Origin of the sequence: Lysinibacillus sp. NPDC056220 (genome assembly GCF_049315265.1) — a bacterium.
Lineage (GTDB): Bacteria > Bacillota > Bacilli > Bacillales_A > Planococcaceae > Lysinibacillus > Lysinibacillus pinottii.
Window position 1 is genome coordinate 791647 of the sequence record NZ_JBMOXD010000002.1, and the last position, 22078, is coordinate 813724.

Here is a 22078-nt window from a genome sequence, read left to right on the forward strand (position 1 = left end):
GATTACCACTTACATTAAATACTCCATGACACTCTGCCTCGCTTCTGCATAGAATCTTAAGATATTCCTAAGAACTGTACTTTACTCAGCTTTGATGGTCCTTTTGAGTTATCGATCAATCGCACTCATCGGGTTAACCCTCCTAGTCATAGGATTTGAAGTGAAATCTTTAATAGTATAGACCGCGCCATATTTTTTATACATAGTTAAGAAATTTTTTTAAAACAATAAAAGGAAACTCCCTTTTGATACAGATTCTTCAAAAGGGAGTTTCTTTCTTTATTAACTTTATGAGTTGCTTAAACGCGGGCAGAGCCACTAACAAACGCGTGATCTCGATAATACATATTTTTCACTAAAACGTTAGGACCTAGGCATTTAACAGCTGGACAATGACAATTGAGTGTTTTAGCTAAATCAGTTGCCATCCATTTATCAAAGATAGTTGGAAGCTCATCATGTACAATATTACCTAAAGCAGGTGTATCACCGAAATCAGTAACGATGACATCGCCCGTAAAAATATTGATATTCAAACGTGAACGGCCATCTGGGTCGTTACGCAATGTGACATTTTTCGCTGTACGAAGACGTTGAAGTAATCGTTGATCTTCTTCATTCGCACTGCAAGGGTAAAATGGAAGTGTTCCGAATAACATCCATGTATTGTCATCACGAATATCTAGTAGATGATGGATCGCTTCACGTGTTTCCTCCAGTGACAGAGATGTGAGAGCACTAGCGAAATCTGATGGGTACATTGGATGTACCTCATGACGTGCACATTTCATTTCATGGATGATTTGGTTATGAATATGTTCTAAGTACGGTAAAGTTTTTTTGTTTAGCATGGTTTCAGCTGAAACCATTACACCATGTTCCGCAAGCATTTTTGAGTTATCAATCATGCGTTGAAAAAGAGCTGCACGTTGGTCATAAGTAGGTTTGCGCTCCATCATGGCAAAGCCTGTTTCCACGAATTCATCGATTGTACCCCAGTTATGTGAAATATGAAGGACATCTAAATAAGGGGCAATTAGTAAATAACGTGCAGGCTCCAATGTTAAATTGGAGTTGATTTGTGTTCGCACGCCTCGTTCATGCGCATATTTCAATAAAGGCAATACATAGCTTTGAACGGATTTCTTAGACATCATCGGTTCGCCACCTGTGATACTAAGCGTTTTTAAATGAGGTATTTCATCTAGCCGTTGGAGAATTAAGTCAATCGGCAATGCCTCGGGGTCTTTATTTTGTAGCGTATAGCCAACCGCACAGTGTGCGCAACGCATATTACAAAGTGTAGTTGTTGTAAATTCAATATTTGAGAGTGTCATCTGTCCATGTTGCTCCACGTCTATATAAGCTTCCCATGGATCAAAGACAGGCGTTATTTTTTGTAAGGTCGTCATCTTTCGTACATCTTCCTTTCTAGCATTCTATTGTCTCATATTCATCGATAATTTCAAATATGAAATTACTGAAAGGGCTATTTTATGACTAGTTAAACATTTTTACCCATTTAAAGGAAAATGTTCGCCAATTCATTTGTATCGAAATGGATGAAGATAAAATGCTTACAAGTCCTACTATTCTGAAAAAGGTGGATTTACTGTTATTTTTCTAAAAAAACGTTATCATGGATAGAGAAAATAGCACAATGCATCATAGAAAGTAGGTACGGACATGACGAAATATGAAATATTATTATTTGACGTGGATGATACGTTACTAGATTTTGATTTAGCTGAAAATGCTGCACTTGACCGCATGTTTAAAGAAGAAAATATACAAGTTACTCCCAACATGATTGCACGTTACAAAGAAATTAATGAGTCAATGTGGCGAGCTTTTGAGCGTGGAGAAGTAACGAAAAATACCTTACATAATACACGTTTTTCGATTGCTTTAAAGGAATTTGGCATAGAAGTCGATGGGACATACTTTGAATCACTTTTCCAAAAATATTTACGGGAGGCCCACCATTATGTAGAGGGGGCCTATGAGGTAATCGCTCACCTAGCCAATCATTATCATTTATATGTAGTGTCCAACGGGATAACGGTTACACAAAATAAACGTCTTGTGGATGCGAATTTAGCGCAATATTTTAAAGGCATTTTTATTTCAGAGCAAACGGGCTATCAAAAGCCTATGCCAGCCTTTTTCGATTATGTGTTTGAACGAATTGATAATTTTGATAAAGAAAAAGCACTAATTATTGGAGACTCTTTGACATCTGATATAAAAGGTGGTTTACAGTCCGGAATAGATACTTGTTGGTTTAATATCCGCAATGTTGAAAATAAAAGTGGCATTGAACCGCATTATGAAATTAAAAAATTGCAGGATTTACATGATTTACTGAATCAAAAAATTGCACTTTAAGTAAGCATGAGGCACCTTCTTTGTTTTGTAGACAGGGAGGTGCTTTTTTTGCTCATTTTTTGAGCAGGTTTATAGGTATAAAAAAACGAGGAAAGGGCAAAACCATTGTTGAGACTAGTTTCCATGAAAGGGGAAATATTCGATGAATACGATACTAACAGCCAGTAAACGCCAAAAAGGACGACAATCTTCACTAACACAGCTTCGACAAAACGGTGCCATTCCTGGTGTTGTCTATGGCTTCCAAATGGAATCAACAGCCATTACATTAGACGCAAGAACATTTGCGAAAATACTAGCAGCGCATGGTACAAAAAGTGTTTTTCAATTAGATGTGGATGGAAAGCGTATTAATGCCGTTTTATCAGAAGTTCAGCGTTGTGCTCTAAAAGGGAATATTAAACATGTTGATTTTAAATCGATCAACATGTCACAAGAGCTGGAAGTGGAGATTCCAGTAACAGTAATCGGTGATGCCATCGGAGTAGCAGATGGAGGTTTCCTATTACAGCCTAATCGTGAGGTTCGCATTAAAGTAAAACCAACAGAAATTCCCGAAACGATCGAAATCGATGTCACGAATATAGCAATCGGAACATCCCTATATGTGGGAGATATACGTCAACAATTTTCATTTGAAATTTTACAAGAAGATGACTTTACACTAGTGACGATCACACCTCCATCTGCTGAAAACGTACAAGAAGATGACACTGTGGACGACACGCCCGAAGTAATTGAAGCAACAGGGCAAAATACCTCTGAGCCAGAAGCATAGCGTGAAAAAAGGGAGCCATTTTCCAAAATGGCTCCTTGTTTATTCTATCCATAAAAAGACAATGCATTTCATTGTCAGAAAACTTATATGACGGCGCTTTTCACGCCAGTCCATTTCATAAATAATTTTTCGTTATAGGTTAAGGCAAATTGTACGATTGGTCCAAGTCCAAAGGCCATTATCACCGTACCGATGCCTATAGGACCACCAAGTAAGAAGCCAATTACAGCGACTGTAACTTCCATTGTCGTCCGGGAACGTGTGACACTCCAGCCAAGTTTATGAACCATCATTAGCATTAAGGTATCGCGCGGACCAATTCCTAAATTAGCCACCATATACATACCACAGCCCCAGCCAAGTAATACTAACCCTGTTAGATAAGAAACAAGCTGCATCCAAAAGCCGTCGATATCAGGTAGCCAATAATTAAAAATATCAATAAAAATGCCAGCTAAAAACATATCGATAAAAGTTCCTGGTAATGGGAATTTTTTCGTTATTAGCATATCAAACGCTAAAATTGCCAGTCCTAAAATGATTGACCATGAACCGATCGTTAATCCGAGTGTTTTAGTTAAGCCAATATGTAAAACATCCCAAGAGCCTACGCCAAAAAGCTGCCCTTTAATTGTTAATGTAACGCCAAAAGATAGCACGATAATGCCTGTTATGAAAAATAAACAGCGTGTATAAAAAGCTTGTTTCATTTTTTAACCCTCATTCATCCGTAAATTCCTATTGTCCATCAAATAATTATAACAAGATATTTTCAATTTGCCAGAAGTTTGTCATTTCATATTTTTCAAAAAAAACAGTTTAGCTTTAGGTAGAGAGGGCAAAATATAGTTGTAGAAGAAAGGATGGGATGAAATGACTTCAGTACGTGATGAAATTTTAGAAGTTTTGAACCGTGAAAAGATCGGAACGATGGCTACTGTAGAAAACGGGAAGCCATATTCGCGCTATATGACGTTCCAGCATGAGGATTTTGTGTTATATACTGTGACGAATAAGCATTCTGAGAAAATGGAAGAGCTCCGTAAAAATCCATATACCCATATATTGTATGGCTATGAAAATGGGGGCTTTGGTGATTCCTATGTGGAAATAGAGGGAAAGCTCACTGAAGTACACGAAGAAGGCATTAAAAATAAAATTGCAGAATTTTTTACGAGTATTTTTATTGGCAATCAGGATGAAATGGTGACCCTAAAAATTGAACCTATTCGTATGCGTTTAATGAATAAAAAAGGACAACCACCAAAAGAACTAGAATTTTCGAGCGACCATTAATCAATGGTCGTTTTTTACGGACTTTACGATTAATAGTTGCAATAACAGACATCTTTCAGGCATGATAGTTCTTAAAAGAAAAAGGAGTATTGGCTATGACGACAAAATTACAACAGTTAACGCAAAATATTTTATCATCTCAAGGTAAGTTAGAGGCAGATTTTATTCTTAAAAATGCACAAGTTGCCGATGTCTATACATTAACGTGGAGGAAAGCGGACATTGTTGTGAAGAATGGCACAATTGTCGCACTGGATCACAGCAATAGATTTCATGCAAAAGAGGTAGAGGATGCAGCGGGGAGCTATGTTATTCCTGGATTGATTGATGGTCATATACATATTGAATCTTCGATGCTAACACCTGGAGAATTCAGCCGTGTCTTAATTCCACATGGGATTACAACCGTGATTACTGATCCACATGAAATTGCTAACGTAGCAGGAGCAGAAGGAATCCAATTTATGCTGGATGATGCACAAAAGGCCGATATGGATATTTTTGTGATGCTTCCTTCAAGTGTACCAGGGACACAGTTTGAAAACGCCGGGGCAACATTAACAGCACAGGATTTGGAGCCATTTCTGCATCATGAACAAGTTCGTGGATTAGCGGAGGTTATGGATTTCCCAGCCGTCTTAAATGGAGAAGAGGGAATGCTGCAAAAAATTTTATTATCAAAGGAAGCGAACCTAGTAATTGATGGGCATTGTGCGGGCTTACAAAGTGAGCAAATAACAGGCTACCGAGCTGCAGGTATTCAAACGGATCATGAATGTGTGACAGCCGAAGAAGCCATTGATCGTGTAGAGCAGGGGATGTATGTCCTTATTCGAGAGGGATCAGCAGCGAAAAATTTGCGTGATTTATTGCCAGCCATTCAGTCACACAATGCGCGTCGTTTTGGTTTTTGTACGGATGATAAATATGTCGATGAATTGATGGATGAAGGTAGCATCAATTATGATGTTGCAATGGCAATAGCCGAAGGGATGACACCTTTGCAGGCAATTCAGCTAGCAACCGTAAATACCGCAGAATGCTATCGTTTATTTGATCGAGGGGTACTTGCACCAGGCTATAAGGCTGATTTTGTACTAGTAGACGATTTATCGACGATGCAGGCAAAAGCGGTTTGGAAAAATGGTCATAAAGTGGCTGAAAATGGGGAAATGCTGACAAGTCGTCAAGAGGCAAAGGTTCCTGCCCATATTCATCACTCTGTTCATTTACCAAGCATCACAAAGGATAGTTTACAACTATCATTCAAAAAGGGGACAAGAGCGAATGTCATGGAAATTGTGCCGAATCAGCTGATTACCAATCATTTAGTCATAGATGTACCTGTGAAAGAAGGCGTATTTGTCCCCTCAATCGAACAAGATTTACTGAAACTAGCAGTCATCGAACGCCATCATCATTTGCATACGACGGGCTTAGGTATTGTGAAAGGGTTTGGTTTACAAAAAGGTGCGGTTGCGACTACCGTAGCCCATGATTCACATAATGCCCTTGTCGTTGGCACAAATGATGAGGATATGATTCTGGCACTTTCCCGCATTCAGGAAATCCAAGGTGGCTTCGTTATTGTAGCCGATGGTGAAATACTCGCGGAGATGCCTTTAACAATCGGTGGCTTAATGACAGATGTGCCAGCACAGCAAGCGAAGGAACAGCTAGCGGGCTTGCACAATGCTTTACAGAAACTCAATCCAACTTTAGATTTTCATTTTCTACTGACATTTTCTTTTGTAGCATTACCCGTAATTCCTGCTTTAAAATTAACAGATACAGGGCTATTTGATGTGACAACCTTCCAGCATATAGAAGTGGAAGCATAGACAAAAAAACGACCTAGTTGCGGAAAGCGATTAGGTCTTTTTTATTCGCTTAAAAATGTCTCATAACAGAGGATAGAAAGCTGTCTCAATGTAAAATCAAATTAAAGTTTATAAAGCGGCTTTATAATGATTGGTAACCGAGTAAGGGGCATTAATGATAGACTGTTTTTAGATACTTTGAGATAGATAGATTTACCATTTTAATCTATCCAGCGAAGAGCAATCTTTAAGGTCACTTTACAAACGGAGAGGAAAGAAGACATGAGAAGGAAAGGCTTAGTCATTAGTTTAGCAGTAATTGCTGTATTGTGGATATTACATACAACATCTAAAAATTTTGTGGTCGACCCCACATTTTCGACATTTCTTTCGAACAAGGAAATAGAACTTCCGAATGCAAATGTATGGATTATGATGATCCAACTACATATCATTTTAGCCATTATTGCCTTAATTACGGGGCCATTAGGTCTTTCGAGAACAATAAGAATGGAAAAACCTATTCTACACCGCTGGAATGGTCGAATCTATGTAATAGTGATTGTAGTCAATATACTTCCAGGATATTATATAGCGCTCTATGCAAATGGGGGCATGTGGAGTACGATTGGTTTCTTCATTTTAAATACGCTGTGGTTGCTTACGACGATAAACGGTTTTCGTTTTATAAAAAAGGGACAAGTAAATAGCCATCGGAGTTGGATGCTAAGAAGCTTTTTCTTAACGTTTGCCAATCTAACCATTTACATAGTTATGACGATACTGCATTATGGAGCGAATCTTCCATATGGGTTGTCGTATTCGTTAGGAGCGTGGTTAGCCTTTACTATTAATTTAGTATTAGCAGAGATGGTGATTAGAAAATCGACCATTTAACGCCATAGAATTAATTTGAAAAGGAAGATTTTATGAAAAAATGGATACTATTTTTGGGGTTTATAGCTGCTTTGATAATTATGCTAACGATTAATGATTCGGAAATAAAACAGGCTAAGACTATATTTGTAGATAGTAATGGAAATGATTCAAATAATGGTTCAAAATTAAGCCCATACCGTACGCTAAAAAAGGCGGCATTAGAAGCGGAAGCAGGGTCAACCGTATTTATACGGAAAGGCATTTATAAGGAAAAGCTTTCTGTTATACATAGTGGTACAAAATCAAACCCCATTATTTTCAAGGCGTATGAAAATGAAGAAGTTATTCTTAGTGGAGAGTCCATGAAGAATACGGATGGTGATGCATCTCTTGTAACAATAAAGAATAAAAATTACATTACCATTAGTGGATTCACTATACAGGATTTAACGACGAAACAATTAGATGAAACAGTGATAGGAATTTACGTAACAGGCTCCAGTAGCCATATTACCCTAGCGAATAATCATGTGAAAAGAATAAAAACCTTTGCTGAGGATGGAAATGGTCATGGGATCGCTGTCTACGGAACAGGGTCAATGAGAGATATAAATATTGTAGGTAATACAGTGGAGGATTTAGTGTTAGGTGCAAGTGAATCTATAGTTCTTAATGGGAATATTAATGGATTTAAAATAGAAAATAATATAGTTCGACGGAGCAATAATATCGGAATTGATCTGATTGGGTTTGAAGGAATTTCAAAGGATAAAAAAAGGGACTATGTACGAAACGGTGCTGTAAAAAATAATTACGTTTATGAAATTTCCTCCTATGGGAATCCAGCATATGGCGAGAATTATTCTGCTGGGGGAATATATGTCGATGGTGGTAAGAATATAACGATTGAGCACAATACCCTTTATAAGAATGATATCGGAATTGAAGTAACATCTGAACATGCAAACAAGTATGCAGACAATATAAAAGTACTAAATAATACAGTATATAATAATTTTTTTACAGGAATATCGATTGGCGGGTATGATGAAAAAAGAGGGGGGACGAAAAATTCAACCATTTCTCATAATATTATATACCGTAATGATACAAAGGGATTAGATGGAGGACAGCTTTTATTACAGTATGATACCCACAATAACGTTATAGAAAAAAATATACTAACAGCTGGATCTTCTCGAATATTTATAGCCAATTATTTTACAAGTAATAAAAAAAACAAGTTGGTTAGGAATGTGTTTCATAAAGAAAAAGGGGAGGATGGCATTTGGATATGGAAGGATAAGGAATATGACTCGTTTAAAAAGTTTAAAATCGCATCCAATAGTGATTCGACATCTAGTTACCTAGATCCTCAATATAAAAACATGGATAAATTTGATTTTAGACTTGAAAAAGATTCACCTGCGGAACATATAGTGAAGTAAAAAAATATGAGGGCTAAGGCTAAAAAGACAATCGAGTTGTCGAGAAACCATTTGTTAAACTAAAGGTAATTTTGTGGAAGTGACAAACTTTTTTCTCTACTTACGGAGGTTAATCATGATGAAAATAATGAAGAAAACAGCCAAGTTTGTGGGAATATTGCTAGCTATATTGGTTTTGATGATAGGGTTTGGCTATGCTTTTCTTGAGATCAATCCTTTTGGTAATAAACCAGGTAAGCCAGTTGCCGATATTGAACGAAAGGTTGAAATTTGGGGAGAAGAAGTCGCAGGTAATCATTCTGGTAGTAAGCTAGACGATATGAATATTAAAGGTAACCCTAATAGACTGCTAGCTACAGTCAAATTTTTCACTAATATTGTAGGAGAAGACTATCAAGATAATGAGGCTGCCATTGATACGTTTACATATGTCCATGAAATGGAGGGAGGCTATGAAAAGACCACCTATGAGGATGAACCTTATTTGATTCCTTATACCGTGGCAAATAGTGATAGTGCGGTCATTGTAATCCCCGGTGGTGGCTATAGCTTTAAGGAAATGGATGGCGGAACTACTGAAGGGAAAGAGGTCGCGGAAGCATTAAATAAGGCAGGTATTAATGCGTTCGTTCTACACTATCGTTCCAACCCCTATGAATGGCCCATTCCCCAATTGGATGTGCAGCGTGCTGTCCGTTATCTACGTTATCATGCAAATGATTATGGTATACATCCTAATAAAATTGGATTGATAGGCTTTAGCGCAGGTGGTTTTCAAACGGGGAGTTTTATTAATCTCATACAGGGAGAAAAACGGCTTCCCAAAAATTATCAGCTTGATGCTATCGATGCAGTTGATGACCAAGTAGCATCTGCAGCCATGATTTATCCTGCATTGACGTACCGCTATAATGTCCCCATGCTTTTTGCTTCTTTTGATGATAAAGCTGTTAGAAATCCAGAAGAGCGTGAAGAACTTTTGAATAAAACTGATTTGTCCAAGCATTTCAGAACTGCACATATTCCTCAATTTATTGCTTATGGAACGAAGGATTCAGCTGTTGGCGTAAAGGGACCACAGGAATATATTCAGTCCGCACGAACTGCAGGTGCGGATGTCACTGTAATTGTAGCAGAAGGTCAGAATCATGGTTTTAAGCAGCCATACTATATGCGTGAGTATCTTGAATGGGTAAAGAAAATTTTTGCTTCTTTATAATGTGGTGGGTCTGACCATGAAGATGGCTACTTCCCGCATTTGAATAAAAAACCTTTTTCTGGAGGTTTTTATGGTGTAATTCCCACGCTAGTCACTTCTCTATAATCGATTTTTTCGATTCATTTTATCGAAATAATCATCTTTATCGATTTGTGAAATCATTATAAGATAAAACTATTCGGGAACAATACTAGAAAACTTTAAGGAAGAAGGGATCACCAACATGTCAATAGCCGTTATTTATGGTGGAAATCGTCCGAATGGGAACGTAGAAACTTTAACAAAATTAGTCACTCAAGATTTAAAAGTTGAAGAAATTTATCTAAAGGATTATTCAATTCAACCTATAATAGATAAGCGCCATACAGAGGAGGGCTTTTCAGAAGTCAATGATGACTATAATTCCATCATTGAACGTATTCTTCCACATGATATTCTACTATTTTCTACACCTATTTATTGGTATAGCATGGCAGGACCGATGAAAAACTTTATTGATCGATGGTCACAAACTTTAAGAGATTCAACTTACCCCAATTTCAAGGACAACATGTCTTCTAAAAAAGCGTATGTCATAGCAGTTGGTGGTGATATGCCCTATATAAAAGGGCTACCAATGATCCAGCAGTTTCAACATATCTTTGACTTTATAGGGACATCATTTGAAGGGTATATTTTAGGAGAAGGAAATAAACCCGGAGATATAGTTCAAGATTTAAAAGCGATGGCAGCAGCTGAATGTCTTAGAAAAGAGCTACAATTACAGGAGATTAAAAAGGGATTTGGACGATAAAGTTTCCAAATCCTTTTCTGTTTAATGGACCTCGTTTGGTTGAAAAATTGTTCACTCTTGCTAAGCTAGTGTAAACTGGATTTAATATCGATAAAAGTGAATCTTCCATAAAAATGTATCGAAAAAAATGATTAGAGAGGTGAGGAAATGGATATAAAGCAGCTCCAAACGTTTCTAACAGCAGCAGAAACATTAAGCTTTACACAAACAGCACAGCGTCTAGACTATGCTCAATCAAGTATTACTGCGCAGATTAAAACTTTGGAACAAGAGTTAGGGGTTATACTTTTTGAGAGGCTTGGGAAGCGGATCATTTTAACAGAGGAAGGCAAGCGTTTACAACAATATGCCGAAAAAATGCTAGAGCTAGATCGTGAAATGAAAAAAGCAATGTCCAATGAACAAGAACAAGTGGTGTTAAAAGTAGGGGCACAGGAAAGTCAATGTGTTTATCGACTGCCAAGCATTTTACAGCATTTTCAACAGGCGCATCCCCATGTGAAAATTATATTTAAGCCTGTGCATACGACTGACATTGCCAAGGAGTTATTGCAATCAGGTAAGTTAGATGTGGCCTTTATTACAGATATTTATCAGGAAACAGCGATGCTACATCGAGAGCGTTTACTCGAAGAACAGCTTATTTTTGTGAGTACTTCGAAAGATAGAAGGGAGCCTCTTGTAGCTTCTCATCTTTCTACTGAAACCATGCTACTAACGGAAACAGGGTGCTCCTATCGCAATCATTTAGAAGCACAGCTACAGCAGGAAAATAGTATGCCGCTACAAATGATAGAATTTGCGAGCATAGAAGCGATTAAGCAATGTGTGATAGCTGGTTTAGGTATTACATTTTTACCGAGAATGGTCGTAGAAAAGGAATTAGCAAATGGACAATTAGAGGAAATTCCCTCGACAATCAGCTTAGCACCAATTTTTACAGACATTGCTTGGCATAAAGATAAACATATGCAGCCTTTCCTTCTCGATTTTATTACCATAGCCAAGCAGCACTATAAAATTTTGGGCGCTCAAAAAAGAGCCTGAACGAATCAGACTCTCTTGTGAACTATTGTTGTTTTAGCGTACCAGAAAAATTGGTGCCTTCACTACGCTCTGCACGACAATCGACTTCCGTAACTTTCAGCGCATTATTCGTTAATCGCTCTAGCTCGACGACACATCGATTGCCGTTTGAGGACTTATTCATTAATGCCTTATTTGAACTTGTTATCGTGGCAGTTCCGTTGACTTTCCCTGAAGCTGTCCCATCATTTGCAGTTAAAGCAATGGAAAAACTGTTGCTTGTGGCGTTTGAAATAACAGCATCTCGACGGTTAAAGTCATTTGTTCCTTTACCCCATTTATAATAATACGTATAAACGCCTTCCCATGCACTCTTGCTAGGTGTAGTTTGCTGCAATGATTTATCGAGTTGATTTTGGGCATTTTTAGCACGTGTATTTAACGATAATTTGTTGGCATTGTCATGAATAGCTTGTGCATCCCCTGAAATTTCATAAAAATTTCGTTCATCCATGCGATACAGCATTGTCACAACTTGTGCACGTGTCATATTGTTGGTCACACCATAAAACTTTTGTAAATTACGGTCTTCATACTGTGGATTTTGCCCAGATGAAATATAGTAATCAAGTAAAAATTGAATAGATGAATCTAATCCTTTTTTGCCACTAGCTAAATGAGTAATAGCTTGTGCCACGACACCACGCTTCACGGTAGCAGCTCGTAGCCGATTATCGAAATAGCCGTTTAAAGGGACACCATAGCTAGCAAGCTGGTTATAAAATTCATCCGACCACATGGCAGAAGGGGTCTGTTTTTTTAATTCATCAATGGGAGATTCAAGCTCGTAAAAAATAGCTAAAAGTTTAGCTAATTGCTGCTCGGTAATAGTAGCATTCGGTTTAAATGTACCATCTGCAAAACCATTTACAATATCATATTCTTCTGCCCATAAGATTGCTTCATAGGCATAATGATCCTCAGACACATCTTTGAAACCAGCAGCTTGTGCATTGCTTGCACTGCCTACGATAAGAATGGAAAATAATAATATACCTATTAATTTTTTCATTTGTCATCTTCATCCTTTCTTGCTCGATATGTTAATAGTTTGCAGGAAATGGATAAAAACTGCAAATTTTTCTCAATAAAAAATAATCGCTTCCTTCTACAGAGGAAGCGATTATTTTGTGTTATTTATTGGGCAGTATAGCCACCATCCACCGTTAATGTGTTGCCTGTCATAAATGTTGAATCATCGCACGCCATGAATAAAACGGCTTTTGCCATTTCCTCTGGTTGACCTAAACGTTGCATAGGTGTTACATGACGTAATGGCTCTTTGCTCTCCTCAGGAATAATCGGTGTATCAATAAAACCAGGGCAAAGTGCATTAACGCGGATACCGCGTGTAGCAAACTCTAATGCTAGTGAACGTGTTAAGTTGATGACGCCACCTTTAGCTGCATTGTAGGCTGCAGACCCTGGTGAACCAACCCATCCATACATGGAGGCAGTATTGACAATTGTCCCGCCATTCGCTTTTAGCATCTCCTTAATGGCAGCCTGTGCCATTAAAAATACGCCATCTAAATCCACATTCACTGTTTGACGCCACTCTGCATAAGGCAAATCCTCAGTTGGCGTTACTCGCCCAATTCCTGCATTATTAAAAAGAACATCGACTTTGCCAAATGTCCCTAGTGTTGTTTGATAAATGGCGGCTACTTCATTTTCATCTGTTACATTTGCTTTCATAAAGATAGCCTCTGCTCCTTTTGCCTGCAGTTGAGCTGCAAATGCTTGACCTTTTTCTTCATTAAGGTCCACAAGTACCACTTTAGCACCTTCTGCTACAAATAATTCAGCAGTTGCTGCTCCAATTCCAGAAGCACCACCAGTAATAATTGCTACTTTATCTTGTAATTTCCCCATACATGACACTCCCTTAAAAGTAATTTTCTTGCACACTGCGTCGATTACGGTGTACTTTTATTGTAAAACTCTATAAAACGGAAACAATCATTAATGTCATGGCAAGTGTCTAACTAGTAGACATATCTATGTAAAATGTCTAAAAGGGAGGAAGGAATAGTGACAAAATGGACACAAAGACAGGAAAGAACCCGTCGTCATTTTTATAGCGCTTTAGTTGATTTAATTAAAAAACAAGGATTTCAGGCAATTACAGTAAAAGATATTGTAGAACAAGCAGGCTATAATCGTAGTACCTTTTATGTGCATTTTCAGGATAAATTTGAGCTAGCAGAAAATTTGCTAGAGCAGATGTTAAATGGCCTAGAAGTAGCGGTAGGGGAACCATACCTGTTTGGAGAAAGAGTGTATACAACGAAGCTAAAAGCTCCTTCTTTTAATATTATTCATTACATTTATAAGAATCGTACATTTTTTGAGCTATTAAACTTTGAAGATACGATTCCTGGATTGCATACCCGGATGCCTCTTACGATAACAAAAATTTATCAAGAACAATTTAACTTTGAGACCATCAACCATCAACCAGTGAATATGGATATGTTCAAACATTATACCTCTTATGGTTTTTACGGATTAATGATGCAATGGATTGCAAGCAACTATGAAAAATCAGAAGAAGCTTTAATAAAAGACATTATTGAATTAACTAAAACGCATATTTATGCATTTGAATTTATAGGAAAACCACTTGGAATCAATGATAAACGCATGTAATATCACTATTTTATAAAAAATCTCTAATCATAGCATTAGAGATTTTTTGTTTGGGCGAAAGTAAATTTTCCTCTAGAAAAAAATTTTTTAAAAGAAATTTTCATAAAGTAGTTGAATTATTTTTGTTTTAAGCATATATTTTTCCTAAGGGAAACAAAATATCTCTAAAGAAAGAAGAGTGCGTGAATGAAAGAGTTAGGTGATTTCAAGCTGACGATTCTTCCAATGGTTGTTTTATTACTTCTTACGATTCTTTGGAAACTTACAGAGTCTGTAGGAGCGGGCATAATATTAATCCTTTTCTGGATGAGCTGGCGCCAGTTTATTCGGAAAATTATATAAATAAAGTAGGCTGTATGAGAAAGAGCAATGCATTTAAGGATGCAAGTCTGACAAGGCGGGCGTAGTCAAAAGATTTAATAAGGCATGTCCGCCACCCCCTTTATCGGTGTATCATGACTGCTTTTTTTCAAGCAATGGCTAATAAAATGAAAGTAGAGGTAAGTCAATGAAACAATGGTTAGGTGTATTCGTACTATCACTCTCACTTCTGTTATTCGGTTGTTCAACTGAAGCAGATGGAGAAAAAAAAGGAATTGTTGTCGCAACGACAGGACAAATTGCAGATGCCATAAAAGAAATTAGTGGCGATCATTTACAAGTATCAGCATTAATGGGACCTGGGGTAGACCCCCATTTATACAAGGCTACGCAAAGTGATTTATCGAAATTGGATAAGGCTGAAGTTATTTTTTACAATGGTTTACATTTAGAAGGACAGATGCTCGATATTTTTGAACAAATGGCAAAGGATAAAACCGTGTTAGCTGTTGGGGAAACGTTAGATACTAAGCAGTTACTTGCAAGTGATAGCGATGCCATGCTACATGATCCTCATATTTGGTTTGATATCGAGCTATGGAAGGGCGTTGTCCAAGCAATCAGTTTGCAACTTCAAGAAGAATACCCAGAATTCAAAGAAGATTTTCAAGAAAATGAAGAGTCTTACTTAAACAAGCTAGACGATTTACAAAGCTATGCGCAACAGCGTGTCAAAGAAATTCCAGAGCCGCAAAGGATTCTAGTTACTGCCCATGATGCTTTTAATTATTTTGGTCGAAGCCGAGGTTTCCAAGTGCGTGGCTTACAAGGACTAAGTACGGATTCAGAGTACGGAGTCAAAGACGTACAGGAAATGGTTGATTTTTTAGTCGCTCATAAAATCAAGGCCCTTTTTATCGAATCTAGTGTGTCTGATAAAGCGATGAAGGCCGTGATTGAAGGGGCTAAAGAAAAGGGACATGACATCGTGATCGGTGGAGAACTATTTTCGGATGCGATGGGTGCGGAAGGCACTACAGAAGGTACGTATATAGGGATGTATAAATATAACATCGACACAATTGTCGATGCATTAAAGTAGGTGGATAAAATGGATGCATTAACAGTGGAAAATCTTTCAGTAGCTTATGATAAGAAAACAGTATTGGAAAATGCCTGTGTGACGGTTCCTAAAGGTCATCTAGCTGCGATAATCGGGCCAAATGGTGCCGGAAAATCAACGTTTTTAAAGGCTATATTAAATCAACTTCCTAATAAAGTGGGGAAAGTTGAGATTCTTGGTAAAATCTTTGAGCCAAAAAGTTTAGTAGTTGGATATGTACCTCAGCGAAATGCCGTTGATTGGGATTTTCCAACGAATGCCCTCGATGTCGTGTTGATGGGGAGATATGGCCATACAGGTTTATTTAAAAGACCGACGAAGCAAGATAAACTGGTCGCTCGGCAAGCATTAGCAAGTGTAGGGATGCTGGACTTTGCAGACCGTTCTATAGGACAACTTTCGGGCGGACAGCAGCAGCGTGTATTCCTAGCAAGAGCTCTAGCACAAAATGCAGATATTTATTTCTTAGATGAGCCATTTGCTGGGGTAGATGCTGCAACAGAAAAAACGATTATTGATATTTTAAAAGCATTAAAGGCTCAGGGCAAAAGTATTTTTGTTGTGCATCACGATCTTCAAACGGTCAAGGAATATTTTGATTATACGATTCTACTAAACAAAACGATATTAGCATCAGGTGCAACAGAAGATGTTTTTACACCAGAACAATTACAAAAAACATATGGTGGTAAACTTTTCATGATGCAGCATGCATAAGGAGGGTTCAAGATGTTAAGTGGTAACTTATTGTGGGTACTTAGTGGCACTATGTTACTGGGTATAGCTGCAGGCATAACTGGAACTTTCTCCTTCTTGCAAAAACAAAGCTTAGTGGGCGATGCTGCGGCACATGCAGCATTACCAGGTATCGCACTTGCGTTCCTGCTCACAGGGCAAAAGGAATTACCGATTTTAATGCTGGGAGCGGGTATTACATCTGCTTTATCTGTGTATTGTATACAATGGATTGTATCTTTTTCAAAATTGAAGGCGGATGCAGCTATTGGATTAGTACTGACCGTATTTTTTGGTGTCGGAGTAGTGTTTTTAACAGTTGTCAACAGAAGTCCAATTGGAAACCAGAGTGGCCTTAATAATTTTATATTTGGCAAAGCCGCAACGATGACAAAAGCTGATTTAATGTGGCTGTTCATCAGTGCAGCCATAATTATTTTAGTTAGTCTTTTCTTTTATAAGGAATGGAAATTACTCATCTTTGATCCTGTTTATGCAAAAGGAATTGGCTTACCGATTGAAGCTTTAAAGGCCACGCTAACAGTGTTAATTGTCATGACAATTGTTACAGGGATCCAGGCTGTAGGCGTAATTTTAATGTCAGCTTTATTAATTATTCCTGCTGCATGCGCCAAATTATGGACTAAAAAATTGAGTACGATGCTCCTCTTGAGTGCAGCGATTGGAGGTATCTCAGGTGTTACAGGTACTTTTATTAGCGCGATTCGAACAGGATTATCAACCGGTCCTATTATCGTTCTAGTGGCGGCAGGTATATTCTTGATCTCCTATTTTATAAGTCCTGCTGGTCAAATTAATAAATATCGTAGAAAAATGCAATTTCGAAAGCAGGGTGATGTAGGATGATAGAATTCTGGGTGGTAGTAACTGGCTTATTAGTGGGTATAACATGTGGGATTGCAGGCGTTTTTCTTATTTTGCGTAAAATGTCCATGATAGCTGATGCCATTAGTCATACTGTACTCTTTGGGATTGTGATGGCCTATATCATTACCCAATCATTAAATGGCTTTTGGATGTTGATAGGTGCAGCAGTTGCGGGTATTTTAACTGCTTATCTTGTGCAATTATTACATTCTTCTGGTATTCAAGAGGATGCAGCGATAGGGGTGGTATTTACATCGTTATTCGCGGCGGGAGTCCTGCTAATTACATTATTTGCAAGTAATGTTCATTTGGATGTAGAGCATGTCTTAATGGGAGAGATTGCTTTCGTTCCATGGGATCGATGGACGATTTTAGGTCTAGCAATGCCTAAGGCAGTATGGATGCTTTTACTTGTCTTAATCATCAATATTGGATTTTTGCTACTATTCTTTAAGGAAATGAAGCTTGCAACCTTTGACCCTGTCTATGCCGCAACAATTGGTATACCTGTTGTCTTTCTCCACTATGGATTTATGACCTCGATTTCATTTACAACTGTTGCAGCCTTTGATAGCGTAGGAGCTATTTTAGTCGTGGCCATGCTAATTGGTCCAGCAGCAACTTCTTATTTAATTAGTCAAACGATTAAGCAAATGTTTATCTACAGCATGCTCTTTGGGGCTGCAGCTTCCGTGATCGGCTATTATTTAGCGAAGCTATGGGATACCTCTATAGCAGGGATGATGGCCACAACTGTAGGCTTGTTGTTTATCATTACATTAATTAGTCAAAAAATAATCGAGCGCAGAAGAAAAGCGCTTGTGCATAAGCTGGAGCTATCATAATAAAAAACATCGTTTGATTAATTCATCAAACGGTGTTTTTTTGCTTATATAATTCAAACTTTTGGATGATTTTTCTTTATAGGAAAAATAGTATACTTCTTAAAAAAAGATAGAAAAGGGTGGAATGGCATAGAACCTAGTAATATTTTTTTATATCACTGTGTACGAATATTTTAAATTTTGTTACGATAGGTTTTATGACATTGTAGGAACAACGAGGAGAACAGCATGTGGCGAAATCGAAATGTATGGATTATTTTATTAGGTGAATTCATCGTAGGTCTAGGCTTGTGGGCTGGTATTATTGGAAATCTCGCCTTTATGCAAGAGGTAGTACCTTCAGACTTTCACAAATCATTAATTATTTCTTGTGGTATTTTAGCGGGCTTGGTCGTAGGGCCTATGGCTGGTCGTATTATCGATCAATCGAAGAAAAAAACGGTTGTACAAATGGCGAGTATTGGGCGAATAGTGAGTGTATTATTTATGTTTATCGCACTTTATACAAATTCGGTTGTATGGATGATTTTATTTTTAATTACATTGCAAATAGCAGCTGCCTTTTATATGCCTGCACTGCAATCCATTATTCCAATGATTGCAAAGGAGCAAGACTTAATTACATTGAATGCCTGGCAAATGAACGCTAGAACTATTTCTAGAATCATCGGTACAGCCGCAGCAGGATTCATGCTAAGCTTTTTTGAATTAAAATGGTTATATATCATTTCATTTATCGTATATATCGTCATGTTTGTTATTACTAGTTTATTGCAATTAGATGAAGTGACAAATGCAACAGTAACAAACAAAGAAAAAGGAAACTTTAAAGAGGTATTACCGATGGTGAAAGAGCATCCAATGGTTCTAATGACATTGGTGCTTATGTTAATTCCAACGTTATTTTTAGGCTCTTTTAATTTAGTTATTATGAAAATTTCTGAAATGCATCAATCGACAACGATTTCAGGTTTGTTGTATACAGTGGAAGGTATCGGCTTTATGCTTGGTGCGGCAGGCTTAAAAATAATAGCTGATCGAGTACAAATGGGCACACTCCTCTTCACATTGGCATTTATTATTGGGTCCATGGAGCTCTTGCTATTACTAGCAGATATCAAACTTTTTGCTTTAGTAGCCTTTGGAGTATTTGGCTTTACAGTAGGCTGTTTCTTCCCAACGACTATGGTTATTTTTCAGAAACAGGTTCCAAAACAATTTCATGGACGTTTTTTCTCTTTCCGAAATATGATTGATTCGGTCGTCTTTCAAGTCGTGCTATTGTCTACAGGTATGATGCTAGATGTAATTGGCTTAAGTGGGATGGGGCTTGTATTTGGCATTATTAGTTTGAGCTTAACGACGACATTTTTATTTTATTCTAAGAAAAAGAAAGTCGTCATGCACGCCCTTTAGTCCTATTGCTAGAACATGTTTTTAAAACATGTTCTTTTTTGTGCTTAAAAAATGGTTTTTTTCGTAAAATTAAGTAATTGACAATGGTAAAATAAAGAATTAATATTCAACTATTCAATAAATTAATTGAATAGTTGAAAGGTGGTACTCAACATTGCATGAACGACATTTAAAGGATTTGTTATATCAAGAATTCGCTAGAATTGGAAAAAGTTTATCAAGCCCTAAACGATTAGAAATACTTGATATTCTCTCTCAAGGTCCAAAGTCTGTTGATGCATTAGCCAAAAGTACAGATATGTCCGTAGCTAATGTGTCTCAGCATTTAAAGACACTTTTTAATGCCAGATTAGTCAAATTTTCAAAGGAAGGTAATTTTGTTATCTACGAATTAGCAGATGAAATGATTGCTAAATTTTTAACGACATTACATGCGCTATCTGAAAAACAATTGATTCAGGTTCAACAAATAAAAGAAGAATTTTTTAATGAGCATCTTGGCATAGAGGGAGTAACGCCTTCGGATCTCGTATTACGCATGGATAAAGGAGAAGTGCTATTACTCGATGTTCGACCAAAAGAAGAATTTGAACAAGCACATATTCCAGGAGCCGTTTCTATGCCTATTGAAGAATTAGAGAATCAACTATCTACCCTGCCAACACATATTGACATTGTAGCTTACTGTAGAGGACCTTATTGCTTAATGTCAGCCGAAGCTGTAAAAATGTTGAAAGCAAAAGGGATCAATGCTTTCCGGTTAGAAGAGGGTGTATTAGAATGGCAGAGGCTGGCTAGAGAATAACGTAGAGCCAGTTGGAACGATTTATAGGATACATAAAATGGCTACATGTATTATCTTATGCAACTAGAAAGAGGGGTAAAGAGAATGTCTGGAAAAGCGGAATTTTCGATAGAATCATATATGGAGTCACCAGAAAAATTAAAAAGCTTATATAGGCGTGTATTAATAGTAGTGAGCCTATCTCAAATATTTGGGGGAGCAGGGCTAGCGGCTGGTATTACAGTAGGTGCTTTATTAGCCCAACAAATGCTTGGAACCGATGCATATGCAGGTGTACCATCGGCATTATTTACATTAGGGTCAGCTGGTGCAGCTTTTATTGTTGGTAAATTATCACAACGTCATGGCCGTAGAACAGGGTTATCCACTGGTTTTATTGTTGGGGGGCTAGGAGCCATTGGAGTCGTCATGGCTGCGATATTTAATAGTGTTATTATGCTGTTTATATCTCTATTAATCTATGGAGCAGGAACTGCAACCAACTTACAGGCACGGTACGCGGGTACAGACTTAGCGAATGACAAACAACGTGCAACAGCTATAAGTACGACTATGCTTATGACAACATTTGGTGCTGTTTTAGGTCCGAATTTAGTAGAATTGATGGGGAAAGTGGCATTATCGATTGGTATTCCTGCGCTTGCTGGTCCTTTTCTGCTATCTGCTGCCGCTTTTATAGTAGCAGGATTTGTCCTATTTGTGATGCTGCGTCCGGATCCCTTAGAAATCGCTAAAGGAATTGAGGCGCTTAAGCAAAAATATGCTATAGAAAATGAAATACCGTCCACACATCCAACAGCTAATAAACGTGGTTTGGCGGTAGGGGCAACCGTGATGGTTTTAACACAAATTGTCATGGTAGCGATTATGACGATGACACCCATACATATGAGACACCATGGACATGGTTTATCGGAAGTAGGTATTGTGATTGGATTTCATGTAGGTGCTATGTATCTGCCATCGCTTGTCACAGGTATTCTTGTTGATAAAGTCGGACGAACAGTCATGAGTATTGCTGCCGGTGTTACCTTGCTTCTAGCGGGTTTATTAGCGGCATTTGCTCCAAGCGATTCGATGGTTTTACTTATAGTGGCACTTTCTTTACTTGGGTTAGGCTGGAATTTCGGTTTAATTAGTGGTACTGCACAAATCGTTGATGCAACGGAGCCGTCTACCCGCGCAAAAACTCAGGGGAAAATGGATGTTTTTGTGGCATTGGCAGGGGCATCTGGGGGAGCGCTATCTGGGATGGTCGTTGCGAATGCTAGTTATGCGGCATTGTCCTTAGCAGGCGGCCTAATGTCGTTGCTGCTCATTCCAGTAGTCATTTGGTCTAGAAGAGCAGTTTAATATAATGAGAGAAGGAAAATGGAAACTACGCTAGAATTCCAATCTGTTAGTGGAAGAATGACCATTGCGAAAAATCTTCGCAATGGTCATTCTGCTTCAAAGGGATGTTTTTTGGCGTACTATGTTTATGGTTCATGATAGAGAGGGATTAAGGGAAAGGGCGTTGTTAGTTTTTAATGGATAAAAAACCTTACCTATGCTTTTTATATTTAAGGTACATAAGATTTTTCAAT

The 22078-nt window shown here is 37.8% G+C and carries 22 protein-coding genes; 18 read left to right on the forward strand and 4 right to left on the reverse strand.

Annotated elements, in window-relative coordinates:
- Positions 1–299 precede the first annotated feature (299 nt).
- The gene (yfkAB, locus tag ACOZBY_RS08920) at positions 300–1412 is read right to left on the reverse strand and encodes a radical SAM/CxCxxxxC motif protein YfkAB (RefSeq protein ID WP_031416214.1); all 1113 of its coding nucleotides are present in this window, start codon (positions 1410–1412) and stop codon (positions 300–302) included.
- 274 nt (positions 1413–1686) lie between these two features.
- Here yfkAB and ACOZBY_RS08925 point away from each other — a divergent pair, with 274 nt between their 5' ends.
- Positions 1687–2388 (forward strand): YjjG family noncanonical pyrimidine nucleotidase, encoded by a 702-nt coding sequence (locus ACOZBY_RS08925; RefSeq protein WP_036164040.1) that lies wholly within the window; start codon positions 1687–1689, stop codon positions 2386–2388.
- 142 nt (positions 2389–2530) lie between these two features.
- Positions 2531–3166, forward strand: coding sequence for a 50S ribosomal protein L25/general stress protein Ctc (locus ACOZBY_RS08930; RefSeq protein WP_036162019.1), 636 nt, complete (start codon positions 2531–2533; stop codon positions 3164–3166).
- A gap of 83 nt (positions 3167–3249) precedes the next feature.
- On the opposite strand, the gene ACOZBY_RS08935 is transcribed toward ACOZBY_RS08930, so the two are convergent.
- A complete protein-coding gene (locus ACOZBY_RS08935; protein ID WP_012294917.1) occupies positions 3250–3876 on the reverse strand; it encodes a YczE/YyaS/YitT family protein in 627 nt (208 codons plus the stop codon).
- 163 nt (positions 3877–4039) lie between these two features.
- Here ACOZBY_RS08935 and ACOZBY_RS08940 point away from each other — a divergent pair, with 163 nt between their 5' ends.
- The 7 genes from ACOZBY_RS08940 to ACOZBY_RS08970 all read left to right on the forward strand — a co-directional run bounded on the left by ACOZBY_RS08940 (position 4040) and on the right by ACOZBY_RS08970 (position 11668).
- Entirely contained in the window at positions 4040–4462 is a 423-nt protein-coding gene (locus ACOZBY_RS08940) for a pyridoxamine 5'-phosphate oxidase family protein (protein WP_012294916.1), read from the forward strand.
- Between the two features lie 95 nt (positions 4463–4557).
- The gene (gene ade / locus ACOZBY_RS08945) at positions 4558–6303 is read left to right on the forward strand and encodes an adenine deaminase (RefSeq protein ID WP_198694990.1); all 1746 of its coding nucleotides are present in this window, start codon (positions 4558–4560) and stop codon (positions 6301–6303) included.
- A 261-nt stretch (positions 6304–6564) separates the two neighbouring features.
- Positions 6565–7179: a DUF2306 domain-containing protein gene (locus ACOZBY_RS08950; RefSeq protein ID WP_036164028.1), complete on the forward strand. Its 615-nt coding sequence runs from the start codon at positions 6565–6567 to the stop codon at positions 7177–7179.
- 32 nt (positions 7180–7211) lie between these two features.
- Positions 7212–8609 (forward strand): DUF1565 domain-containing protein, encoded by a 1398-nt coding sequence (locus tag ACOZBY_RS08955; RefSeq protein ID WP_422762058.1) that lies wholly within the window; start codon positions 7212–7214, stop codon positions 8607–8609.
- A 115-nt stretch (positions 8610–8724) separates the two neighbouring features.
- Positions 8725–9828 (forward strand): alpha/beta hydrolase, encoded by a 1104-nt coding sequence (locus ACOZBY_RS08960; protein WP_230586015.1) that lies wholly within the window; start codon positions 8725–8727, stop codon positions 9826–9828.
- A 223-nt stretch (positions 9829–10051) separates the two neighbouring features.
- Positions 10052–10621 (forward strand): flavodoxin family protein, encoded by a 570-nt coding sequence (locus ACOZBY_RS08965; protein WP_325881595.1) that lies wholly within the window; start codon positions 10052–10054, stop codon positions 10619–10621.
- A 147-nt stretch (positions 10622–10768) separates the two neighbouring features.
- Entirely contained in the window at positions 10769–11668 is a 900-nt protein-coding gene (locus ACOZBY_RS08970) for a LysR family transcriptional regulator (RefSeq protein ID WP_036162017.1), read from the forward strand.
- A gap of 22 nt (positions 11669–11690) precedes the next feature.
- Here ACOZBY_RS08970 and ACOZBY_RS08975 read toward each other — a convergent pair whose 3' ends face one another.
- Both ACOZBY_RS08975 and ACOZBY_RS08980 read right to left on the reverse strand, forming a co-directional pair.
- Positions 11691–12719 carry an S-layer homology domain-containing protein gene (locus ACOZBY_RS08975; RefSeq protein ID WP_422762060.1) on the reverse strand — a complete coding sequence of 343 codons (1029 nt, stop codon included), beginning with the start codon at positions 12717–12719 and terminating at the stop codon, positions 11691–11693.
- Positions 12720–12844: 125 nt separating this feature from the next.
- Complete coding sequence (locus ACOZBY_RS08980; protein ID WP_012294909.1) at positions 12845–13582, reverse strand: SDR family NAD(P)-dependent oxidoreductase; 738 nt, start codon at positions 13580–13582, stop codon at positions 12845–12847.
- A 135-nt stretch (positions 13583–13717) separates the two neighbouring features.
- Here ACOZBY_RS08980 and ACOZBY_RS08985 point away from each other — a divergent pair, with 135 nt between their 5' ends.
- The 9 genes from ACOZBY_RS08985 to ACOZBY_RS09025 all read left to right on the forward strand — a co-directional run bounded on the left by ACOZBY_RS08985 (position 13718) and on the right by ACOZBY_RS09025 (position 21845).
- Positions 13718–14359: a TetR/AcrR family transcriptional regulator gene (locus ACOZBY_RS08985; protein ID WP_012294908.1), complete on the forward strand. Its 642-nt coding sequence runs from the start codon at positions 13718–13720 to the stop codon at positions 14357–14359.
- Between the two features lie 186 nt (positions 14360–14545).
- On the forward strand, positions 14546–14701 hold the full coding sequence (locus ACOZBY_RS08990) for a hypothetical protein (protein WP_172799064.1): 156 nt from the start codon (positions 14546–14548) through the stop codon (positions 14699–14701).
- A 166-nt stretch (positions 14702–14867) separates the two neighbouring features.
- Entirely contained in the window at positions 14868–15782 is a 915-nt protein-coding gene (locus ACOZBY_RS08995; protein WP_012294907.1) for a metal ABC transporter solute-binding protein, Zn/Mn family, read from the forward strand.
- 9 nt (positions 15783–15791) lie between these two features.
- Positions 15792–16520: a metal ABC transporter ATP-binding protein gene (locus ACOZBY_RS09000; protein ID WP_031416200.1), complete on the forward strand. Its 729-nt coding sequence runs from the start codon at positions 15792–15794 to the stop codon at positions 16518–16520.
- Between the two features lie 12 nt (positions 16521–16532).
- A complete protein-coding gene (locus tag ACOZBY_RS09005) occupies positions 16533–17405 on the forward strand; it encodes a metal ABC transporter permease (protein ID WP_031416199.1) in 873 nt (290 codons plus the stop codon).
- The gene (locus ACOZBY_RS09010) at positions 17402–18271 is read left to right on the forward strand and encodes a metal ABC transporter permease (protein WP_031416198.1); all 870 of its coding nucleotides are present in this window, start codon (positions 17402–17404) and stop codon (positions 18269–18271) included. The genes ACOZBY_RS09005 and ACOZBY_RS09010 overlap by 4 nt, the downstream gene beginning before the upstream one ends.
- Before the next feature lie 228 nt (positions 18272–18499).
- The gene (locus ACOZBY_RS09015) at positions 18500–19687 is read left to right on the forward strand and encodes an MFS transporter (RefSeq protein WP_422762064.1); all 1188 of its coding nucleotides are present in this window, start codon (positions 18500–18502) and stop codon (positions 19685–19687) included.
- 154 nt (positions 19688–19841) lie between these two features.
- Complete coding sequence (locus ACOZBY_RS09020) at positions 19842–20492, forward strand: ArsR/SmtB family transcription factor (protein ID WP_036164014.1); 651 nt, start codon at positions 19842–19844, stop codon at positions 20490–20492.
- Between the two features lie 84 nt (positions 20493–20576).
- A complete protein-coding gene (locus tag ACOZBY_RS09025; RefSeq protein ID WP_036162013.1) occupies positions 20577–21845 on the forward strand; it encodes an MFS transporter in 1269 nt (422 codons plus the stop codon).
- Positions 21846–22078: the final 233 nt, after the last annotated feature.